This is a genomic window from Mesorhizobium sp. A556 (genome assembly GCF_054489545.1).
In genome coordinates this window covers 368414-386468 of record NZ_JBTMXA010000003.1, presented here as the reverse complement: position 1 = coordinate 386468, position 18055 = coordinate 368414, and the positions used below count along the sequence as shown (strand labels likewise).

Here is an 18055-nt window from a genome sequence, read left to right as displayed (position 1 = left end):
CCGATGCGGATCGGCGTCGATGCGCGTCTGTTGGCTCGGCCCCTGACCGGCATCGGTCGCTACACGCATGAAATGGTCAATGCGCTGCTGCGCGCGAATGCGGACCTTGTTCTTTACGCGCCGGGGCCATTGATCCATCCGCTGCATCTGGGCACCGGGCGCTATAAGGAGCGCATAACGGTCATGCAGGGCGGGGCCCGCCGTTTTCTATGGGGGCAGCTGGTGCTGCCGCTCCAGGTGCGCCGCGATCGCCCCGACGTGTTCTGGGGTCCGGCGCATCGGCTGCCGCTTGGGCTTCCGCGAGAGATTTTCGGCTGCCTGACGATCCATGATCTGGTCTGGCGCTTTGCCGGCAATACGATGGCGCCGGCGAGCCGGCTGGTCGAGAGGGTGCTGATGCCGCCGGCGCTGCGGCGGGCCGACGCTATCGTTGCCGTGTCCGGGCATACGAAGATGGACATCACACGGACTTTTCCGAAGCTTAAGGCACCCATCACACGGGTCTATCCCGGCGTTTCCCCCCGGCCGAGCGGACACCCGCCTGAATATCTGACGAAATGGGGCATTACGCGGCCCTACATGCTGTTTGTCGGCACGCTTGAGCCGAGAAAGAACCTTGGCCGGCTGCTGCAAGCCTATGCCACTCTACCCTCCGAGGTGATGCAACAAGCGGACCTCGTCGTGGCCGGCGGCCGCGGGTGGGGAGACGTCGATCTTGAAAAGACCGTTGCGTCGCTCGGATTGCAGGGGAAAGTCCATCTGACGGGGTATGTCGATGAGCGCGAACTTTCCACGCTTTACGAAAACGCGCTGTTCCTGACCATGCCCTCTCTCTACGAGGGTTTTGGTCTGCCGCTGGTGGAAGCGATGCGGTATGGGCTGCCGTCGCTTACCGCCAATTTATCTTCCATGCCCGAGGTGGCGCACGGCGCGTCGGTGCTGGTCGACCCGCTCAATGTCGACGCGATCGCGGATGGGTTGGCTCGCTTGATCTCGTCGTCCGAGCTGAGGGCGCAGCTATCGGAGGCTGCCGCAGGCAATGTGGCGCGGTTCGATTGGGACAAGGCCGCGCAGGAATTGCTGGGCCTGTTCGCGCATCGCAAGCCGACGTCCAGAGACGGGCTCTGAGCTACCGAAACGCGAAGCGTTTCAAGATCAGAAAATTGAGGATCGGCGACAGGACGATCAGGCCAACCAGTGCGTAAAGATAATTGATTGAAAAATACTGTGTAATAGAGGAAAGCACGACGATAATACCGAGCGTGACGAGCGACGACGACAGGAATTTGAAATAATTCATGAAAACAACAGGAACCCGGAAAGTGAGAATCGAGTTCAATATGAAGGAAACGAAATTTGCGGCCAGAAAGCCGCAGACGTTCGAGGTGACTTGATCGATGGACAGGTGTCCGGCGAGCAGCAACACGATCGCGCCATGAACGAGCGTGTTCGCGCCGCCAATGACGCAAAAGGTCAGGAATTCACGACGGCTGTCGGGTGCCGGAAACTTGAACATTCTTCGGCTCTTGCACAGACGCTTTGCGGATAACGTAGAGGGGCCGGAACTTCACTTCCTTGTACGTCCTGCCTACATATTCGCCGAGCATGCCAATGCCGACGAGCTGCAAGCCGCCCAACAATGTGACAAGTGCCACGATCGATGGATAGCCGGCAACCTGGTTGCCGAACAGCAGGGCGCTGAGCGTGATGGTCAAGCCATAGCCGACGGCAAGCAGCGACAGGATGAGACCGAGATAGAACCACAGTCGCAGCGGCGCGGTGCTGAAACTGGTGATGCCATCGACGGCGAAACTCAGCAGTTTCCAGAAGCGGAATTTTGTGGCGCCATGCGCCCGTTGCTCGACGTTGAACGTGATGGTTTCGGTACGGAACCCAATCCAGGCAAACAGGCCTTTCATGAACCGCTGGTTTTCCCGAAGCCGGCCAAGCGCGTCGACGACGGCCCGGTCCATGAGGCGGAAATCGCCGACATCGCGTGGTATTTCCACCTCGAACAGACGCGAGGCAAGCTTGTAGAACAAGCCGCTCATGAACGCCCGCAACGGGGATTCCATGTCGCGGTTCGTGCGCTTGCACAAAACCACTTCCGTGCCTCTCGACCACAGTTCCACCATTTGCGGGATAGTCTCGGGCGGGTGCTGGAGATCGGCGTCGATGATCACCACGGCCGCGCCCCGGGAGTGGTCCAGACCGGCGGTTATGGCGGCCTCTTTCCCGAAATTGCGGCTGAAGTCGATAATCTGCAAGGCCCCGGTTTCCGATCCAAGCCGCGAGATCGCCTCCAGCGTGCCATCGCTGCTGCCGTCATTGACGAAGATCGCTTCCCAACTGATGCCCAGGGGGACGACAGCCTTCGTCAACCTCTCCCAGAAGGCCTCTATTCCGGCGGCCTCATTGTAGCAGGGGACGACGATCGAAAGTTCTACACCGCTCATTCCCGTTCTTTCCTGCACACCATCCATATGTCAAGCTGACGGCACTGCGTACCCGCCGGCACGTATGATGCGATCTGCTCGTCGGTGAACTGGGCGCGGGTAAAAACATAGGCGGAAGTCCTGGGATCGGAAGCGGCGATCTCGGGGGCAATGGCGTCGCAGTCCGCGCCGTAACGCGAGATGAAGCCGGTGGTGAGGTTATAGCCGCCCCTGGCCGCTACCATCTGCAGGGGCAGGATCTCGCGCATCAGGGCGCCGTTGCACTTGAACTTCGGAAACGCATGTATCGTAGTCACGCCTGCAAGAGCCGCATTCCACTGGGCTATATTGGCCGGCTCGTTGGCCTCCCGCTTCAGCGCCTGTTTGAATTGGGCGAAACTAGGCTGCAAATCCACGCACTGGACGAGAATGACAGCCACGGCCAGGCAAATTCGAGTAGCCGTCGGCAGATGGACGAAGCGTATGACCGCAAAGAGCACCAGCGCATAGGCGACGGGCCAGAAAAACCGCCCGGAGGAGCGGAACGTCTCGAACAATGAATCAAAAGCGCCGGGGACACGAACATGCAACAGATGCACCGGGCCGAGATAGATTTCGTTCGAAAGCGAGTAGACTGTAAAGGCAACAAGGGCCAGCACGAGAAAATACCCCGGCCGCTTCCATTCGGCGTCCACGCGCGCCCAACGCGAGAAAGACAGCGCAATCAACGCAATCAGGCCCAGCCCGAGGTAGTTGTAGCCTTCATATTGGCCCCCCGTGGCATCCACGAAGAAGGGCATCGAAATCAGGCTGCCTTGCGCAATGGGGGCCAGCAGGTTCATGGAATAGTAGCCGAAACCTGTGTCTGGCACGGCCTTGCCGAAGGCGGCACCAAGCATGGGCAAAATGGTGGCGGCGATCGCGATGACGGGCACGGCGATGACCGCCAGATCTCTCCGGTTGGCTGTCTTGCGGTAGAGATCGATCTGGCATGCGCCGAACACGACCAGCGCCATCGCGGTCAGGTAGAAATTGATGTAAAACGCCGCGACGAGAAGCAGTGTCCACCAACCGATGACGCTTCGTTGCAGCCGCTGGGTACGGATATACAGGCCGAGCGAAAAGAGCAGGATGAAATGCGCCTGCAGGCTGAGATGACCCATACGCGCCGTCAGCGTCGGCATCAGCACGCACAGAAATACGACAAGCCCCAGCGCCCACCAATCGTCCTCGCGCAACTGCGATGCCGCAAACCAGGCTGCGGCGCCTTGCAAGGCAAAGCACAACAGCACCCATATGCCGAACGGATTCTCCGGCAGGTGGACCATCAGCGAAAGGAGTTTCAGCGACAGAGAATATAAGGGGATCGCGTCCACGAACGTGACGACGGTTCCCGCCGGCCAGTTCAAGGAAGGGATGGCCAGCAGCGGTAGCGACCAGGGCGCGTTTAGATAAGCCAGATAGCCCGAGAGATACTGCGCGATGTCTTCGACCTGGGTGTGCCAGTAGCTGGACGTCCCTGCGATAAAGCCCTTTGGCGTCACCACGAATGCGAAAAGCGCGCCGAAAAGAATCGAAAGGATAAGGCCGACCGGGCCTGAGGATTTGAGTCCGAGGCCCCGAAGAGTCGCCGTGGACAGCATTCCCACTCCTGATGAAACCTTTGCCAACGATGTGGTGCTATCAAGCCAGCACGAGGTCGGCGAAATCCTGCGCGTGGCCAATGGTGGAGACGATCGTGTGATCGTCCGTTATCCAGCTCACGGTATAAGCTTGATCGTTGGGATCGCCTGTCAGCGTCGTGTCGAAAAAGACGATCGAATTGCCGGACTGGATCATCTCGATCGTGTGCGAGTTAAGGAGGAACTGATAGACAAAGCTCTTGGCAGCGTCGTCATAAGGAAGATATTGCGCGATTAAATCCGTATGCGAACCGTTGTCGGGTAGCTGGGCGTCGGCGTTATTAAGCGGCGTTTCGGTGCTGTCCGGCCCGCCCGTCAGATCAGCCAAGACGTACTGCGCGACCTGCTTGCTAAGGGTAGATACATCGAAGGTCGCATCCACACTGAGACCGACGATGTTGTAGGTGGAGAGCTGACCGAGATGTTCCGTGGCAAGCGTGATCAACGCTTGCAGATCCTTCGCGTCGACCGAGGATGCCGTCTCGGCAAGATCGGAAGTCTGTGAGGAAAAAGTATGCGTAAACGTCGTCACCACGGCCTTGTCGACCGCCAGCGGCCAGGAGGCTTTTTCGGCGGCTGATTGCGCCATCTTGTCGACGGCTATCTCGGTATCGATTTGCATTGCGACTTCTCGCATATGCTCGCCGGTATTCAGCGTAAGCCCGGTCGGGTTCGTCGCAGTCGCCACCGATTCCGCCGGGGTCTCTTCCTTGATTTCCGACAAGGACTTCTCGATCGGCGTGAAGCTCAACGGGAGCGAGGTCACGTGGGCGAGGTCTGACGTGCTCTGCAGCCCTTCGCTCATCTCCATCTTGGCGGCGTTTTGGGTGGCCTCGATATCCCGGTCAAAGAGCCCGAAAGAGATCGCAATCGTCGTCAGGCCGATGGCGATCCCGGCAGCGGCGTTCGCCACATTGCAGGAAAACCCGTCGGAGGCTGCCAAGACGCGGAAATGGTCGGTTTGGTTGGCCACGGGCGCATGGTTATCCACCGCCGCAAGCTTGCGGTCGGATTCAAGCCGGGTCTGCGCCTTGTCGGCACCTGCGTCCACGTCCAGTCCTGGGATAGGTGTCAGGTGTCCGCCATCCGTGGCAGGCTCCAGTTCCCCGGCATGTGCGTTGCCAACCATGTTGTCGCAGGCAAGATAGAGGGACCACACCAAAGCTGCCAGCATCGCCGCAGGATGGATGCGCACGACCGAATTTCTCGAGAATGGGCGAAGCTGTACGATATTACCCGTCGGCGCACACAGCACGACCGCATTGGAGAAGCGATCGATAAGGGCCGCGAAACTGGGGCCGGTAAGCACGATATCGAGCTTTGGACTGTCCAGTATATACATGCCGTCGATGCGCGCGAGATGCACGAACACCTCGCCGTCAGCCCGGCAGAAAACGAACCAGGGATCGCCCTCGTCGCTGGTGCCCCGTGTGGTTTCGATGCGGACGTTGGCTTGTGCGAGCAGCGCCTCGACCCGGTAAAGGTCGGCAAGCTCCTGGTTGGTCCAGTCACACGCGGCTTGCGAAACGGCAAGATGAGCCTCAAGGCCGTTCGGCGTATGCCCCGGGGTTGTATCCCGCGGTTCGGCCGCATACTGCAAATTCTCTGAGTCGTCCGCCGCGGCAACCCGTTTTCTGAAGCCGTAAAACGTTAAGATATCGGCCATCGCAAGGTCCGGACTTAGGAGGCATTGGCCTGATCGACGAAGAGAATCTCGTGTGAAACCGGAACATAGAGCATCAAGAGCCCTTTGGCGAACAGTTTCTTGTCTGCGATCGGCGCTCTCGCCCAGACGAAGCAGACAGGAATACGGCCGCGCTTACTTCTTGCTGCGCGATGAATGTGCATCCGTAAGATTTGCGGGCCGGGAATGCCCTGAATGGGCGAATGCACGTCAAGGTAGCGCGCGCTACCCCTGGATGAGCCGGCTTAACTCATCTACTTTCTCTTCCAGAAGACGTCGGTCGCCACGCGCCTCGACATTCAGGCGAAGCAGCGGCTCTGTATTGGATGCGCGCAAATTGAAGCGCCAGTCGCTGAATTCCATGCCGATTCCGTCCAGAGTTTCGATGGTCGGGTTAGCCGGCATATAGTGCCGGGCGATGCGGTCCTGGGTTTGCCTTACGTCGGCGACGGTGAAATTGATTTCGCCCGAGCATGGAAAGGCCCGGATGCGTTCGGCCACAACCTCTTGGAGCGAAAGCCCGCGCTCGCACAGCTCAGTCACGACTTGCAGCCAGGTGAGCATCCCGGAATCGCAGAAGCTGAAATCCCGGAAATAGTGATGCGCGCTCATTTCGCCGCCATAAAGGGCGTTTTCGCGACGCATCTTGTCCTTGAAAAAGGCATGGCCGGTGGGACAAATCCTGGCCGTGCCGCCCGCTGCCTCGACCAGGTCGATCGTGTTCCAGGTCAGCCTCGGGTCGTAGAGGATGGTTTCTCCCGGATGATCGCGCAGCAGGCTTTGGGCGATCATACCGACGAGATAATAGCCTTCCACGAACGCTCCGGTGTGATCGTAGAAGAAGCAGCGATCGAAATCACCGTCCCACGCTATGCCGAGATCGGCTTGGTGTTCGACGACTGCCCGGCTCGCCCGCACGCGTTTTTCCGGCAGGAGAGGGTTCGGAATGCCGTTCGGCAGAAACGGATCGGGCTCGTGATCGACCTTGATGAACTCGAACGGCAGATGCGGCTCCAGAAGATCGATGATCGGCCCGGCACAGCCGTTTCCTGCATGACAGACGATCTTCATCGGCTTCAGCGCGCGCGTGGAAACCTGGTTGAGAAGACGCTCGATATAGGGAGCGCGCGACACGGGCCGGGCGAGCCGGCCGCGCGCGCTATAATCGCTGACACGTTCGATCGGCGAATCCGAAAGCACCAGCGCCTCGATCGCATCCAGCGCATTGTCGCGGGTGGCCGCGGCTGCCCCCGCGAGTACCATCTTGATGCCGTTGTAATCCTCGGGATTGTGACTTGCCGTCACCATCAGTCCTGCATCGGCGCCAAGTGCGCCGGTGTGAAAATAGACTTCTTCGGTCCCGCATTGCCCGAGCGGCAGAACGCTGGCGCCGGTGTCAAGCAAGCCCTGGGCCATGGCATCGGCAAGTGCGGGGCTGTCCTGGCGCATGTCGTGCCCGACCACGACAGTCGCCGGGCCGCGCAGATGGGCGACCGCTTGACCGAAACGATAGGCGAACGGTACGTTTATCTCGCCTGGAATCTTTCCCCGGACATCATAGGCTTTGAAAGGCGACGACATTTCACTTTCCGCGTATCGGACAACCGGGTCCGAGGCCAACGTTAGAGTTGCGCCCAGTTATTCGGGAGCGCAAGCAAAAGCAATCGGCAAAAAGCGCGGCGTTGTCGTGGCGCCCGGATTATTCCGATGCTACATCAAAGTGTTAGAGCGTTCCTGGCGCGTCCGATTGGACGCACGGCGTTCTGGTGGCGGCATTCGACTTGGGCCGAAACCGCTCGCTTCCGCCCCATGTACCGTTAAAGTGGCGGCGTCCGAGCGGCCACGAATGCGCCGTATAAAGCTTCTAACTCCGTGTAGCGTTCTACCGAGGTTCTAGATATGAACGCCCAACGAAAAGCAGGGGAAGAAAGACATATGTTTGTCCCGGTTGTGATGGCTGGCGGTTCCGGTACCCGGCTGTGGCCGCTTTCGCGGCAACTTTTCCCAAAGCAGTTCCATGCCTTCAGCGGCGAGCATACGCTTCTGCAAGAAACGCTGAAACGTCTCGATGGGCTGACGCCGGAAGCTCCGCTGGTGATTTGCAACGAGGAGCAGCGCTTCCTGGCCGCCGAGCAGTTGCGCCTTATCGGCATCGAGGACGCCAAGATCATTCTGGAGCCGGTGGGCAGAAATACGGCGCCCGCCATCGCGTTGGCCGCGAACATAGCCGTTTCTTCGGGCCACGATCCGATCCTTCTCGTGCTTGCCGCAGACCATAGCATTCAGGATGTCGATCGCTTCCAGGCGGCTGTAAAAGCGGCCGTTCCGCTCGCCGAACAGGGCAAGCTCGTGACCTTCGGCATCGTGCCCGACCGGCCGGAAACCGGATACGGATACATAAAGCGCGGCCGTGAGATCGGGGCAGGCTATGCCGTGGACCGCTTTGAAGAAAAGCCGGATCTGGCGACCGCCGATGCCTATGTGGCTTCGGGTGAATATCTCTGGAACAGCGGCATGTTCATGTTTCGGGCCAGCCGTTACCTCGCCGAACTGAAATCCCAAAATCCGGTGGTTGCTGAGACTTGCGCAGCGGCAACCGCGACGGTTTCACCCGACATGCAATTTATCCGGATTGACGCGGCGACGTTCAGCAAATGCCCTGATATTTCAGTGGACTATGCGGTCATGGAGAAAACGGCTGATGCTGTTGTCGTGCCGCTCGACGCGCGCTGGAGCGATGTCGGGTCCTGGGCAGCACTTTGGATGACGCAGCCGCACGACGAGGCGGGCAACGCGTTTCGTGGCGATGTCATTGCCATATCGAGCAAGAACAGCTTCGCCCGTTCGGACTCAAGACTGGTGGCTTTGGTCGGTGTCGAGGACCTGGTCGTGGTTGAAACCAAGGACGCGGTCCTGGTCGCACACAAGGACAGGGTTCAGGACGTCAAGCAGATCGTCGACCAGATCAAGCGGTCAGGCCGTACCGAGCATCTCTCTCACCGCGAAGTGCATCGGCCCTGGGGACATTACGATTCCATCGACGTCGGCGAGCGCGACCAGGTCAAGCGGATCACCGTGAAACCCGGCGCCAAACTATCAGTGCAGATGCACCACCACCGCGCCGAGCATTGGGTCGTGGTGAAAGGTACCGCAAAGGTTCAAAAAGGCAACGACACGATCATTCTCACGGAAAACCAGTCGACCTATATTCCGCTCGGCGAGATTCACGCCCTGGAGAACCCCGGCAGGATACCGCTGGAGTTGATAGAAGTGCAAACCGGCTCCTATCTGGGCGAAGACGACATCGTGCGTTTTGAGGATCTGTACGGCCGTAACTGATGAGATGCCGCTCGTTGGCCGGGCAGCCGAAGCTTGCTTGGGAAGCGGGCTTCGGCCCCGATCCCTACCGCTTTGCGACACGGCATGGCCGGTCATATGACGGGCGTGCGAGCGTCCTTACTGGCACGTAGAATCAAAGACTCGACCAACTCCATGCCCATGCCGCGCCTCTCTGGCTCGGCCTGAAAGTCGGGTTTCTCCTAACAAAAGCTTAAAGTCCGGGCAAAAATGTGTTCTTTGTGCAACAGCGGGGGCTGATAGCAACCCGTCGGCGCTTTCGGCGGCGCGATCATGGTTGAACGCTGCTAACCGATGGGTAATGTCGGGAAAGAGGAAGCGGCGCGGTGCGCATCTTTTTCGGTAGTGGGGATGGGGCAGGGAACGCTGTCCTTCAGCAAAAAATACCCAGACCCGTTTTTTAACTTTTGACTGGAGGTCAGAAAATGAACATTAAGAGCCTTCTTTTCGGCTCCGCTGCGGCTCTCGTCGCAGTATCCGGTGCGCGCGCCGCCGACGCTGTCGTCGTCGCCGAGCCGGAACCCGCTGAATACGTCCGCATCTGCGACGTTTACGGCGCTGGCTACTTCTACATTCCCGGCACCGAAACCTGCCTGCGCGTCGGCGGCTATGTCCGCGTCGACATCTCGGGCGGCGATGCCGGCTCGTTCGACGGCCGTGCTACGACCGACGTGATGGACGGCACCGCTCGCCGCTCCTACCATGTTCAGAGCCGCTTCGCGCTCCGCACCTGGACCGGCCAGGAAACCGAACTCGGCACCTTGAAAACCTACACCGAGACGCGTTTCAACTACGCCAATGGCAGCAGCTCGACCTCGCTGAACTACGCCTGGATCCAGCTTGGCGGCCTGCGCATCGGCGCTGACGAGTCGGTCTTCGACACGTTCCAGGGTTATGCCGGTAACGTCATCCAGGATACGCTGGTTCCTTACGGCGGCTTCGAAACCAACCTGATCAGCTACACGTTCGACGGCGGCAACGGCTTCTCGGCGATCGTCTCGGTCGAGCAGGGCAACAACGCCGACGGTAACGGCTTCGACGTCATCGACAGCTACGTCCCGCACGTGGTTGGCGGCGTCAAGTACACCGCTGGCTGGGGTGGCATCTCCGGTGTCGCAGCCTACAACAGCAACTGGGAAGAATGGTCCGGCAAGGTCCGTTTGGACGTGAACGCCACCGAGCAGCTGTCGCTGTTCATCATGGGCGGTTACGGTTCGGACGACAACGTCGCTCGTAACTTCTACAAGCCTTGGGGCGGCAACTGGGCTCTGTGGGGCGGCGCTTCCTACAAGCTCAACGAGAAGACTTCTTTGAACGCACAGGTTTCGTATGACGAAGACGAGACCCTCGCCGTTGCAGCGAACGTCTCCTACGACATCGTTCCGGGCTTCAACGTCACGGCCGAAGTCGACTACGTCAACGAAGGCGACAATGTCGCTGGTGCCGGCAGCTGGACTGGCGCAACCGACGATTCGATCGGTGGCATCATCCGCTTCCAGCGCTCGTTCTAAGACGACGCTTTCTGTCTAAAGAAAAACCCGGCGGGCAACCGCCGGGTTTTTTTGTTTAGCGCGCCGTGTGTCCGATTGGACGCAAAGAGGACGCTCTATTCGGTCCACAAAATCATAGGACAAGCATCTTGTTGAGGGTTCGGCCCTCCGCTACAGCGCGTCGCACCTGAATGGATTCATGCGGGTGCGCTTCAAGCCCTTGTTTTGATGCATGTCGGTGCCCCGAAACCGGTTCCCACTTTCGGGCGACATGCATTAGGCTGCCGATCGCCGCCGCTGCTTCAGTTTTGCGATGAGCCGAGCGGCCTCAGGCGATGAGCCAAATTCCGTCATGAATATCGGGCTCGACGCGCGCGACATTTTCGTCGCTTTCCGAAAAGAAGGCCAGGAGGTCCCCTCGGTTGGTGGCGTTATGGTCGAGTTTGTTCACCCAGTAATTGTAGCCCTGTCCATCCGAGATGCGTCCGAGCGTGTGATTGTAGAGCAACTCGACATATTGCGCGTTGGTCACTGTCTGGGGCGTTCCGTAGGTGCGGACGAATTCCGGTGAGTGAATGAAGCTGTCGGCAACGGCGTTCAAGCTCGACAGCCCATCATCCTGGTGCTCGATCCAGTAACTCAAGCCCTCGACATCGGGCTTTCGGTCGAAGGCCGCCTGATACAGCCGGTACATCTTGCCGGCGTTGCCGTCGAAATCGAAGGCGAGCGTGCCGTCCACGAATGACACTCTTTCGATTCCAGAAAGCGACCATGAATGGCCGGAAGCGTTTTCAACCGTACCATCCCCGGTGGCGTTAACCGCTACGTAGTAGTGGTTGCGTACCTCGTTGAACTTGATGGTATCGGTTCCCGCCATTCCGACATACGACGTCACGGATGCGTCCGCTATGAATAGATTGTCACCGTCCGTTCCATAGATGACCGTGCTATTGTTGTTGCCACCGGGGAGGAATTTATCATTGTCGTTGATGATATCTTTCAGCCACTGGGCATGTGGTGAGAGGCTGGGCGCGGCGTCAGCCGTGGAAACGACGCCTATGACATAGGGGCCATTGCCCGTATCGTACCAAATCGGACCTCCCGAATTGCCGGGATTTATCTCCATGTTAGAGATGTTGATGGTTTGATCGGTGGTGTCTTTCCACGCATAATCGACATCGTTGACCATATAGTTGGAATAAGCGCCGGGGTGGCCGGTGACATTCACGGTTCCAGACGTGAATGAGAAGTCCATGCCCATCCAGCCCAGGGCATCCCCCACGGCGGTGGGAAGCGACAAGAGAGCGACGTCCAGCTCCGCCCCTCCCAGGCTGCTGCCGGGGCGCCCGTCTCCGAAGCTGATATAGCCGTCGCCGTCCGGGTCAAAATTTGTGTAATAGTTGGCATATACGGCGTTGTAAGGGGTGTTAATCAAATCTGGGTCATAGGAAAAATAGACTATGATCTCGTCGGCGGCGCCGTAATATTGATCGTACACAAGGTGGGATGCGGTAAGCACGTCATTTCTTCCAACAAGGACCCCCGAGCCGGAAAACCACTCATTTCCAAAGCGAGTCTCGATATACGCCATCGTGAGAAACGGATAGGCATCATCATCGGCATATGTGGTCATGTCGATCTCCCCCCAGAAGATGCGATCATGCCCCGGGCGTGAGCCAACTTCAACAGATGGTTGGAGCGGCCCCGGCAGCCTGCGAAGCCAGAACATCAATCTGTCGCGACTTCGTGACGATCTCGTCCGCCTCCATCGGCTCAAAGCCATCCATAAGGGGGGGCCACATTTCAGGGTCGAGCCATGGGAAGAATGGAGATTCCTTAGCCGGAATCTGTACTATCAGCCGTCCCTAGGCGAAAAACGGTCAATACGATAACGCGGATATCCAGGATCAGCGTGCGCAAGCGGAGGTATCGCTCATCCCATTGGGCCAGAATTCCCGGCCTGCTCATATCTATTCCGTTGACCTGTGCCAGGCCGGTGATGCCGGGCTTTATCCCGAACACGCCCACCGCTCGCCGAGCGACAATTACTTCCGTCTGAGAGGGCAGGCACGGTCGCGGCCCGACCAAGCTCATCTCGTTTTTGAAAATGTTGAATATCTGGGGCAATTCATCCAGTTTTGTACGCCGAAGAAATTTGCCGACGGGCGTGACAAAACTGTGGGAGACCTGGTGCGTTCCCGCGGATGGAGCTGAAACCACCATTGTCCGGAACTTGTAGCAAGTGAAGGCCTCCTCATTCTTGCCCATTCGGACCTGTTTGAAGATGCCGGGCCCCGACGTTTGCAAACGCACAACGGCCCAGATAATGGCCATGAGCCACCCGAGCAGCACCAGAATGCCGGTCGCTACCGCCAGGTCGAGCGCTCGTTTGGTGACGCGATAAACGGGGTTTCCATCCTGGTCATTGCTGAGGATCGTCCGGCCACTTCGGTTTGGGTTCTCGACGTGCTCAATGATCGACTGCGCCACGACTTCGGCATTCGCCGTCGGCTTGAACGCACTGAGAAGCGTAAGTGCCCATCGCTTGAACAGAGGCGGGAGGCGGTTCAACCGGGTCAGCTTGCCGGCCAATTGCTCTCCCACAATTGCTGGGATGTACAAAACGACAAGATCGATGCCGACGATCTTCTCCAGTTCGTCCACCGCTTGCCGCTTCGATCGAGCGTATGGGCTGTTATCCGATGGATCAAGCGCGTGGGTCGATGACAGGAAGATGAACTTTCGTACACCGGCATCGCGTGCCTTAAGGCACGTTTCGACGGCCAGCGTCACGTTGACCTGCCGGAACTGTTCCCAGGGGGAATTGCTGTCGTTGTTGAGAACAGCGAGATGAACCAGGGCATCGCACCCAACCGCGGATGCCGATAGGGCCTCGTACCGGCTGACTTCATCGTTCGGAAACGCGGCTCCCAGGGAGACGATGTCTCTACCTACCAGCAACAGCGATGCTGCATGACCTTTCAACAAAAGCACCAGCTGTTTCCCCAGGAAGCCACTGGCGCCGGTGATAGCTATTCGCATTTCACGCTCGATCCTTACTCAGCGCTTCTTTTACGCGGGGCGTTTCTCTCGCTGGCTACATAGGCAAAATTTTGGCCGAGGCGGGGTGTCCGGTAACGAGCGTGTTGCCCGGTCAAGCGACGATGAGCAGCAACAACGGATATTTCATCCAGGTCTTCGAAAATTTCTCGCCGGACCATGCTGGGGATCGAGGAGATTCCTATCAGCGTCGCTGGCGAAGACGACCTGCCGATCGGCGCACAAGACGGATGTACCAGAGCCTCATCAAAATTTGACGCAAGAGAGATGTGAGACCTACCGCAGTACATGTGGGATGCTCTCGTCGAGCGCCACCGGTAGCACCATGCCAGCTTTTGTTGCAACGGCTAAATGGAAGCGCAAGAAGGCCGGTCCGACGGCGGCAAGCATGGACGGCCGGAGCGTCAAGGGTCATTCCCGCCTTGTTCGGACGCGATGCTCAATGATCTTCTGGAACATCGAAGCGCGTGACCTTATCGCCGGCCATCCGGAAAATGTGGGTCACTGTCTTGTCTTTCAGCCCGTGCGTCTGACCGACCAACGGCTGACCATCGAGGTCGAATACCGACTGGATCACCTCGACAGACACGGTGCCATCCGGTGTTTGTTGAAACGCTATCGGCTCGACATGGGGGCTGACGACAGCCCATTGGCGTGTCCAATAGGCGCGCACAGCCTCGTGGCCATGAACGTGACCGCCCTCCATTGCGTTGGCCCACACGACATCGTCGGCAAGTGCGGCAAGCACGCCGTCGATGTCCCTGGCGTTGAAACGGTCATAGAGGCCCCTGATAACGCGTACGTCGTCTTTTGACATGGTCATTTCCTCAAGACTGGTTGAAGGGACCGCCGACGGCCTCGATCCGTCATTGCCAAGCGTTCATCGGAGATATATATGTACGTATCTATTTGAGTCAAGCTTGGTGAACCGGGGGTAAAATGGCTGAAAACGTGCTTTCCACGCCGGGGCATCTCATTAGCCTGGCGGCGCGGGGTTTCGCACGCCTTAGCGAGCAGCGGCTTAAGCCGCTCGGGTTCGGCGTTGGCCAGTTGCCGGTCCTGATCGCGCTCCAGAACGGCAAGGCCAGCACGCAGCGCGACCTCGCCCGGTTCGCCAAGGTCGAGCAACCGCCGATGGCACAGATGCTGGCTCGCATGGAGCGGGATGGTTTGATCGAGCGGACACGCGACCCGGCGGACGGCCGCAGCAGCCGCATCGTGCTGACGAGGGCCGCGCAGGAGCGCATGCCCGAGGCGATAACGACCTTGTTTCAGGGGAACCGCGAGGCGATGGCCGGATTCACGCCTGCGGAAGCGGCACTGCTTGTTGCTCTGCTTAAACGGCTGATCGGCAATCTCGATCAAATCGCTAGCGCCGAAAATCCTTCGCGCGGTTCATGATTTTTGCGAACTGGCCCCGTAGCGCAGCCCGTGGAGCAGCAGCATGACCATGCGCCGGGTGTGGGCGGCCCCGTCGTCTCCGGAAACCATTGCCGATCGCGTGCAGCAGATCATAGGGCGCCACGTCGTTGCGGATTTCGCCAGCACCGGGTGTGGCAGTGTAAGCGCTGACGCTTCAGCATCCGGCGCGCTCAATTCAGCCCGATAGCACTGTCCCAGTAGGGCGGTGTGCCGAAGGTCTTGCGTAAATGGGCAACGAACAGCCTGACCTTTGCGGTATGGGACCGACCTGGCATGCGAATGGCGTGAATCGATGTCGACCGCGCCGATGGCTGCCTTGTATCGGGGAGCACTTCCACCAGGCTGCCGGCTACGATCAAGTCGCTGACCAGCCAGCTTGCCAGGTGCACGATCCCGACGCCTGCCAGCGCCGCGTGGATGAGCGCTCCGGTATCGTCCGAACGCATATTGCCGTGAACCGGCAGCGCCTGGTCGCGGTTGACCCCGGCGAAGCTCCACCAGCCGGATGGGGTGCGGTTCGACGCCACCGTCAGGCAGTTGCGCTCCAAGAGGTCCATCGGAACCTTTGGCGTGCCGGCTTTCTTCAGATAGTCCGGGCTGGCGCAGACCAGTCGGCGCACCGGGGCGAGGTGGGTCGCGACAAGGTCGCTATCGGGCAACAATCCCATTCTGATGGCCACGTCGACGCGGCGCTCCGACAGGTCGACGATCGCGTCGTCTGAATGCAGCTCTATTTCCAGATGCGGATAGTCGGCCAGGAAACTCACGATCGCCGGCGCCACGTGCTGACGCCCGAACATCGTCGGGGCGGTGATGGTGAGCAAGCCGCGCGGCGCGGCGTCAAGGGCCGACAGGCCGTCGCGTGCTTCGGCCAGTTCGGCGAGAAGGTTGCGGGCGCGCGGCAGAAAATTCTGCCCCGCATCGGTCAGCGTCAGCCTGCGAGAACTGCGGATGAACAGTTTGGCCTGCAGGTCGGCCTCCAGAAGCTCCACCCGCCGCGTGATCGAGGAAACCGCGACGCCCTGCGCTTTGGCTACACTGGAAAAGCTGCCGGCAGTCGCCACCGCCACAAAGGTAGAAACGGTTTCAAGCATGTTCTTTCCTTTTGCGAATATCGCAAAATGTAGTTGCAGCCTAGCTGATTGTTCAAATTACCGCAAATGTAGATATAGGCTCGTACAAACCGCGATCCGGCGGTTGAAGGAGATACAGATGAACAGCACATCCACGAGACTAACCCTGTCGGCGCTGGTGATGGCCAGCTTCGGCCTGGCCGCCATGGCGACGACCGCCGCCCATGCGGCAGCCCCGATGCAGAAGGCTTCGGCGCCGGGCTATTACCGCACAATGGTCGGCGCTTTCGAAGTCACGGCGATTTCCGATGGGACGGTCGATCTGCCAGTCGACCAACTGCTGACCAATACGACGCCGCAAGCGGTCGATGCCGAACTGGCGGCCGACTTCGAGGCCTCGCCGTTAGAGACGTCCGACAACGCCTATCTGATCAACACCGGCAGCAAGCTGGTGCTGGTGGACACGGGTGCCGGAACGCTATTCGGCCCGACCCTGGGCAAGCTGCTCAGCAATATCGAGGCATCCGGCTACCGGCCCGATCAGGTCGATGAAATCCTCGTCACCCATATGCACCCCGATCATGTCGGCGGCCTGGCGGCAGGCGGCAAGGCTGTGTTTCCCAACGCGGTTGTCCATGCGGCCAAGGCCGACGCCGATTACTGGCTGAGCCAGGCGAACCTCGACGCGGCACCAGAGGCCGCGAAAGGGTTTTTCCAGGGCGCCATCGCTTCGTTTCAACCCTATGTCGAGACCAAGCGCCTTGAAACCTTCGACGGCCCGACCGAATTCCTGCCCGGCCTGCGTTCCATTGCACTGCCCGGTCACACGGCGGGACACACCGGCTATCTGGTGGAAAGCGAGGGCCAGAGCCTGATGATCTGGGGCGATGTGGTGCATGTGGCCGCGATACAATTCGCCCACCCGCAGGTCACCATCCAGTTCGATAGCGATAGCGGCGAAGCTGCGGGCGAACGCGCCAAGCTATTCGCCGACGCCGCCGACCGTAAATATCTCGTCGCCGGCGCGCATCTGCCGTTTCCGGGCCTCGGCCACGTTCGCAAGCAAGGCGACGCCTATGGCTGGGTGCCGGTGAATTATTCGACCTCGCACTGACGCCAGGTGCGCGGCACTTGCCCCGGTCGGATGACGGCCGGGGCATCGCAGCTCCTAGCGCCGTGTCAGCGCGAGCAAATTGTCGACGAGCGCGTCTGCGTATTCGTGCGTCAACGGGTGCACTTTCGTGATCCTGTGAAAGTAGATGCTGCCGAAGACGGCATCAACCACGATTTCGGGGTCAATCTCCGGCGGAAATGTTCCTTCGCCCTGCGCGCGGCGGATGTCCGCTACGGTGCCGGCGCGGCGGGGCAGGATGTATTCCTCGTTCAGCTTTTGCAGCAATTCCGGATCGTGCTGGCCCTCGGCGATCAGCCCGGCGATCACCGCCCCGAAGAAGCCGTTGAACGCATCGACCAGCCTTCGCGCCTTGATCCGGATCGACTCCTCCAGCGACAGCCCTTCGGGCGGGTCAAGCGCCGGAACAACGCGCTCCTGCAACATGCACAGCACGATGTCGGCCTTGGACGGCCACCATTTGTAGAGTGTCGGCTTGCCGACGCCGGCCTGTTTGGCGATGCGCTCGATCGTAAGATCCCGCACCGACATCGTCTGCAGGAGAGCATGGACGGCGGACAGGATGTCGTCATGGGCGGTCGCGGCCTTGCTGGGGGGCCGCCCGACGGGGCGCGATTTGCTGTTCATGAGATGACAATAGCGAAACGATACGTAATGACAATTGACAGTCGACCAATATTAATTTACGAAACGATCCGTAATATAAAAGGGAAAGCCATT

Annotated in this window: 15 protein-coding genes; 5 read left to right on the top strand and 10 right to left on the bottom strand. The window is 59.4% G+C overall.

Annotated features, from left to right (window positions below; genetic code table 11):
- Positions 1-3 precede the first annotated feature (3 nt).
- A complete protein-coding gene (locus ACX3P0_RS10355) occupies positions 4-1128 on the top strand; it encodes a glycosyltransferase family 4 protein (protein WP_459088193.1) in 1125 nt (374 codons plus the stop codon).
- A gap of 1 nt (position 1129) precedes the next feature.
- Here the strand turns inward: ACX3P0_RS10355 and ACX3P0_RS10350 are convergent, their stop codons facing one another.
- The 5 genes from ACX3P0_RS10350 to ACX3P0_RS10330 form a co-directional block, all read right to left on the bottom strand.
- Positions 1130-1516 (bottom strand): GtrA family protein, encoded by a 387-nt coding sequence (locus ACX3P0_RS10350; protein WP_459088191.1) that lies wholly within the window; start codon positions 1514-1516, stop codon positions 1130-1132.
- On the bottom strand, positions 1482-2456 hold the full coding sequence (locus ACX3P0_RS10345) for a glycosyltransferase family 2 protein (protein WP_459088189.1): 975 nt from the start codon (positions 2454-2456) through the stop codon (positions 1482-1484). Before ACX3P0_RS10345 ends, ACX3P0_RS10350 begins: the two co-directional genes overlap by 35 nt.
- The gene (locus ACX3P0_RS10340; RefSeq protein ID WP_459088187.1) at positions 2453-4078 is read right to left on the bottom strand and encodes a DUF6311 domain-containing protein; all 1626 of its coding nucleotides are present in this window, start codon (positions 4076-4078) and stop codon (positions 2453-2455) included. Before ACX3P0_RS10340 ends, ACX3P0_RS10345 begins: the two co-directional genes overlap by 4 nt.
- 40 nt (positions 4079-4118) lie before the next feature.
- The gene (locus tag ACX3P0_RS10335) at positions 4119-5783 is read right to left on the bottom strand and encodes a hypothetical protein (protein ID WP_459088185.1); all 1665 of its coding nucleotides are present in this window, start codon (positions 5781-5783) and stop codon (positions 4119-4121) included.
- A gap of 243 nt (positions 5784-6026) precedes the next feature.
- Positions 6027-7382, bottom strand: a complete 1356-nt coding sequence (locus ACX3P0_RS10330; RefSeq protein ID WP_459088183.1) for a phosphohexomutase domain-containing protein — start codon at positions 7380-7382, stop codon at positions 6027-6029.
- A gap of 354 nt (positions 7383-7736) precedes the next feature.
- Here ACX3P0_RS10330 and ACX3P0_RS10325 point away from each other — a divergent pair, with 354 nt between their 5' ends.
- Both ACX3P0_RS10325 and ACX3P0_RS10320 read left to right on the top strand, forming a co-directional pair.
- Positions 7737-9140 carry a mannose-1-phosphate guanylyltransferase/mannose-6-phosphate isomerase gene (locus ACX3P0_RS10325; RefSeq protein WP_459088181.1) on the top strand — a complete coding sequence of 468 codons (1404 nt, stop codon included), beginning with the start codon at positions 7737-7739 and terminating at the stop codon, positions 9138-9140.
- A gap of 443 nt (positions 9141-9583) precedes the next feature.
- Positions 9584-10669, top strand: coding sequence for a porin (locus ACX3P0_RS10320; RefSeq protein ID WP_459088179.1), 1086 nt, complete (start codon positions 9584-9586; stop codon positions 10667-10669).
- Between the two features lie 307 nt (positions 10670-10976).
- Here ACX3P0_RS10320 and ACX3P0_RS10315 read toward each other — a convergent pair whose 3' ends face one another.
- The 3 genes from ACX3P0_RS10315 to ACX3P0_RS10305 all read right to left on the bottom strand — a co-directional run bounded on the left by ACX3P0_RS10315 (position 10977) and on the right by ACX3P0_RS10305 (position 14525).
- Entirely contained in the window at positions 10977-12281 is a 1305-nt protein-coding gene (locus tag ACX3P0_RS10315) for a DUF4214 domain-containing protein (protein WP_459088178.1), read from the bottom strand.
- 203 nt (positions 12282-12484) lie between these two features.
- Positions 12485-13690 carry a sugar transferase gene (locus ACX3P0_RS10310; RefSeq protein ID WP_459088176.1) on the bottom strand — a complete coding sequence of 402 codons (1206 nt, stop codon included), beginning with the start codon at positions 13688-13690 and terminating at the stop codon, positions 12485-12487.
- 457 nt (positions 13691-14147) lie between these two features.
- Positions 14148-14525, bottom strand: coding sequence for a nuclear transport factor 2 family protein (locus ACX3P0_RS10305; protein WP_459088174.1), 378 nt, complete (start codon positions 14523-14525; stop codon positions 14148-14150).
- 122 nt (positions 14526-14647) lie between these two features.
- On the opposite strand from ACX3P0_RS10305, the gene ACX3P0_RS10300 reads away from it, so the two are divergent.
- A complete protein-coding gene (locus ACX3P0_RS10300) occupies positions 14648-15109 on the top strand; it encodes a MarR family winged helix-turn-helix transcriptional regulator (protein ID WP_459088172.1) in 462 nt (153 codons plus the stop codon).
- A 191-nt stretch (positions 15110-15300) separates the two neighbouring features.
- Here ACX3P0_RS10300 and ACX3P0_RS10295 read toward each other — a convergent pair whose 3' ends face one another.
- The gene (locus tag ACX3P0_RS10295; RefSeq protein WP_459088170.1) at positions 15301-16224 is read right to left on the bottom strand and encodes a LysR family transcriptional regulator; all 924 of its coding nucleotides are present in this window, start codon (positions 16222-16224) and stop codon (positions 15301-15303) included.
- A gap of 118 nt (positions 16225-16342) precedes the next feature.
- Between ACX3P0_RS10295 and ACX3P0_RS10290 the strand changes: the two genes are divergently transcribed.
- Positions 16343-17317: an MBL fold metallo-hydrolase gene (locus ACX3P0_RS10290; protein ID WP_459088168.1), complete on the top strand. Its 975-nt coding sequence runs from the start codon at positions 16343-16345 to the stop codon at positions 17315-17317.
- Positions 17318-17371: 54 nt separating this feature from the next.
- Here ACX3P0_RS10290 and ACX3P0_RS10285 read toward each other — a convergent pair whose 3' ends face one another.
- Entirely contained in the window at positions 17372-17962 is a 591-nt protein-coding gene (locus ACX3P0_RS10285) for a TetR/AcrR family transcriptional regulator (protein WP_459088166.1), read from the bottom strand.
- Positions 17963-18055: the final 93 nt, after the last annotated feature.

Bases quoted from the DNA above. Each gene is read 5' to 3' on its own strand.
- ACX3P0_RS10355 (WP_459088193.1), top strand. From the start codon at position 4: ATGCGGATCGGCGTCGATGCGCGTCTGTTGGCTCGGCCCCTGACCGGC.
- ACX3P0_RS10350 (WP_459088191.1), bottom strand. From the start codon at position 1,516: ATGTTCAAGTTTCCGGCACCCGACAGCCGTCGTGAATTCCTGACCTTT.
- ACX3P0_RS10345 (WP_459088189.1), bottom strand. From the start codon at position 2,456: ATGAGCGGTGTAGAACTTTCGATCGTCGTCCCCTGCTACAATGAGGCC.
- ACX3P0_RS10340 (WP_459088187.1), bottom strand. From the start codon at position 4,078: ATGCTGTCCACGGCGACTCTTCGGGGCCTCGGACTCAAATCCTCAGGC.
- ACX3P0_RS10335 (WP_459088185.1), bottom strand. From the start codon at position 5,783: ATGGCCGATATCTTAACGTTTTACGGCTTCAGAAAACGGGTTGCCGCG.
- ACX3P0_RS10330 (WP_459088183.1), bottom strand. From the start codon at position 7,382: ATGTCGTCGCCTTTCAAAGCCTATGATGTCCGGGGAAAGATTCCAGGC.
- ACX3P0_RS10325 (WP_459088181.1), top strand. From the start codon at position 7,737: ATGTTTGTCCCGGTTGTGATGGCTGGCGGTTCCGGTACCCGGCTGTGG.
- ACX3P0_RS10320 (WP_459088179.1), top strand. From the start codon at position 9,584: ATGAACATTAAGAGCCTTCTTTTCGGCTCCGCTGCGGCTCTCGTCGCA.
- ACX3P0_RS10315 (WP_459088178.1), bottom strand. From the start codon at position 12,281: ATGACCACATATGCCGATGATGATGCCTATCCGTTTCTCACGATGGCG.
- ACX3P0_RS10310 (WP_459088176.1), bottom strand. From the start codon at position 13,690: ATGCGAATAGCTATCACCGGCGCCAGTGGCTTCCTGGGGAAACAGCTG.
- ACX3P0_RS10305 (WP_459088174.1), bottom strand. From the start codon at position 14,525: ATGTCAAAAGACGACGTACGCGTTATCAGGGGCCTCTATGACCGTTTC.
- ACX3P0_RS10300 (WP_459088172.1), top strand. From the start codon at position 14,648: ATGGCTGAAAACGTGCTTTCCACGCCGGGGCATCTCATTAGCCTGGCG.
- ACX3P0_RS10295 (WP_459088170.1), bottom strand. From the start codon at position 16,224: ATGCTTGAAACCGTTTCTACCTTTGTGGCGGTGGCGACTGCCGGCAGC.
- ACX3P0_RS10290 (WP_459088168.1), top strand. From the start codon at position 16,343: ATGAACAGCACATCCACGAGACTAACCCTGTCGGCGCTGGTGATGGCC.
- ACX3P0_RS10285 (WP_459088166.1), bottom strand. From the start codon at position 17,962: ATGAACAGCAAATCGCGCCCCGTCGGGCGGCCCCCCAGCAAGGCCGCG.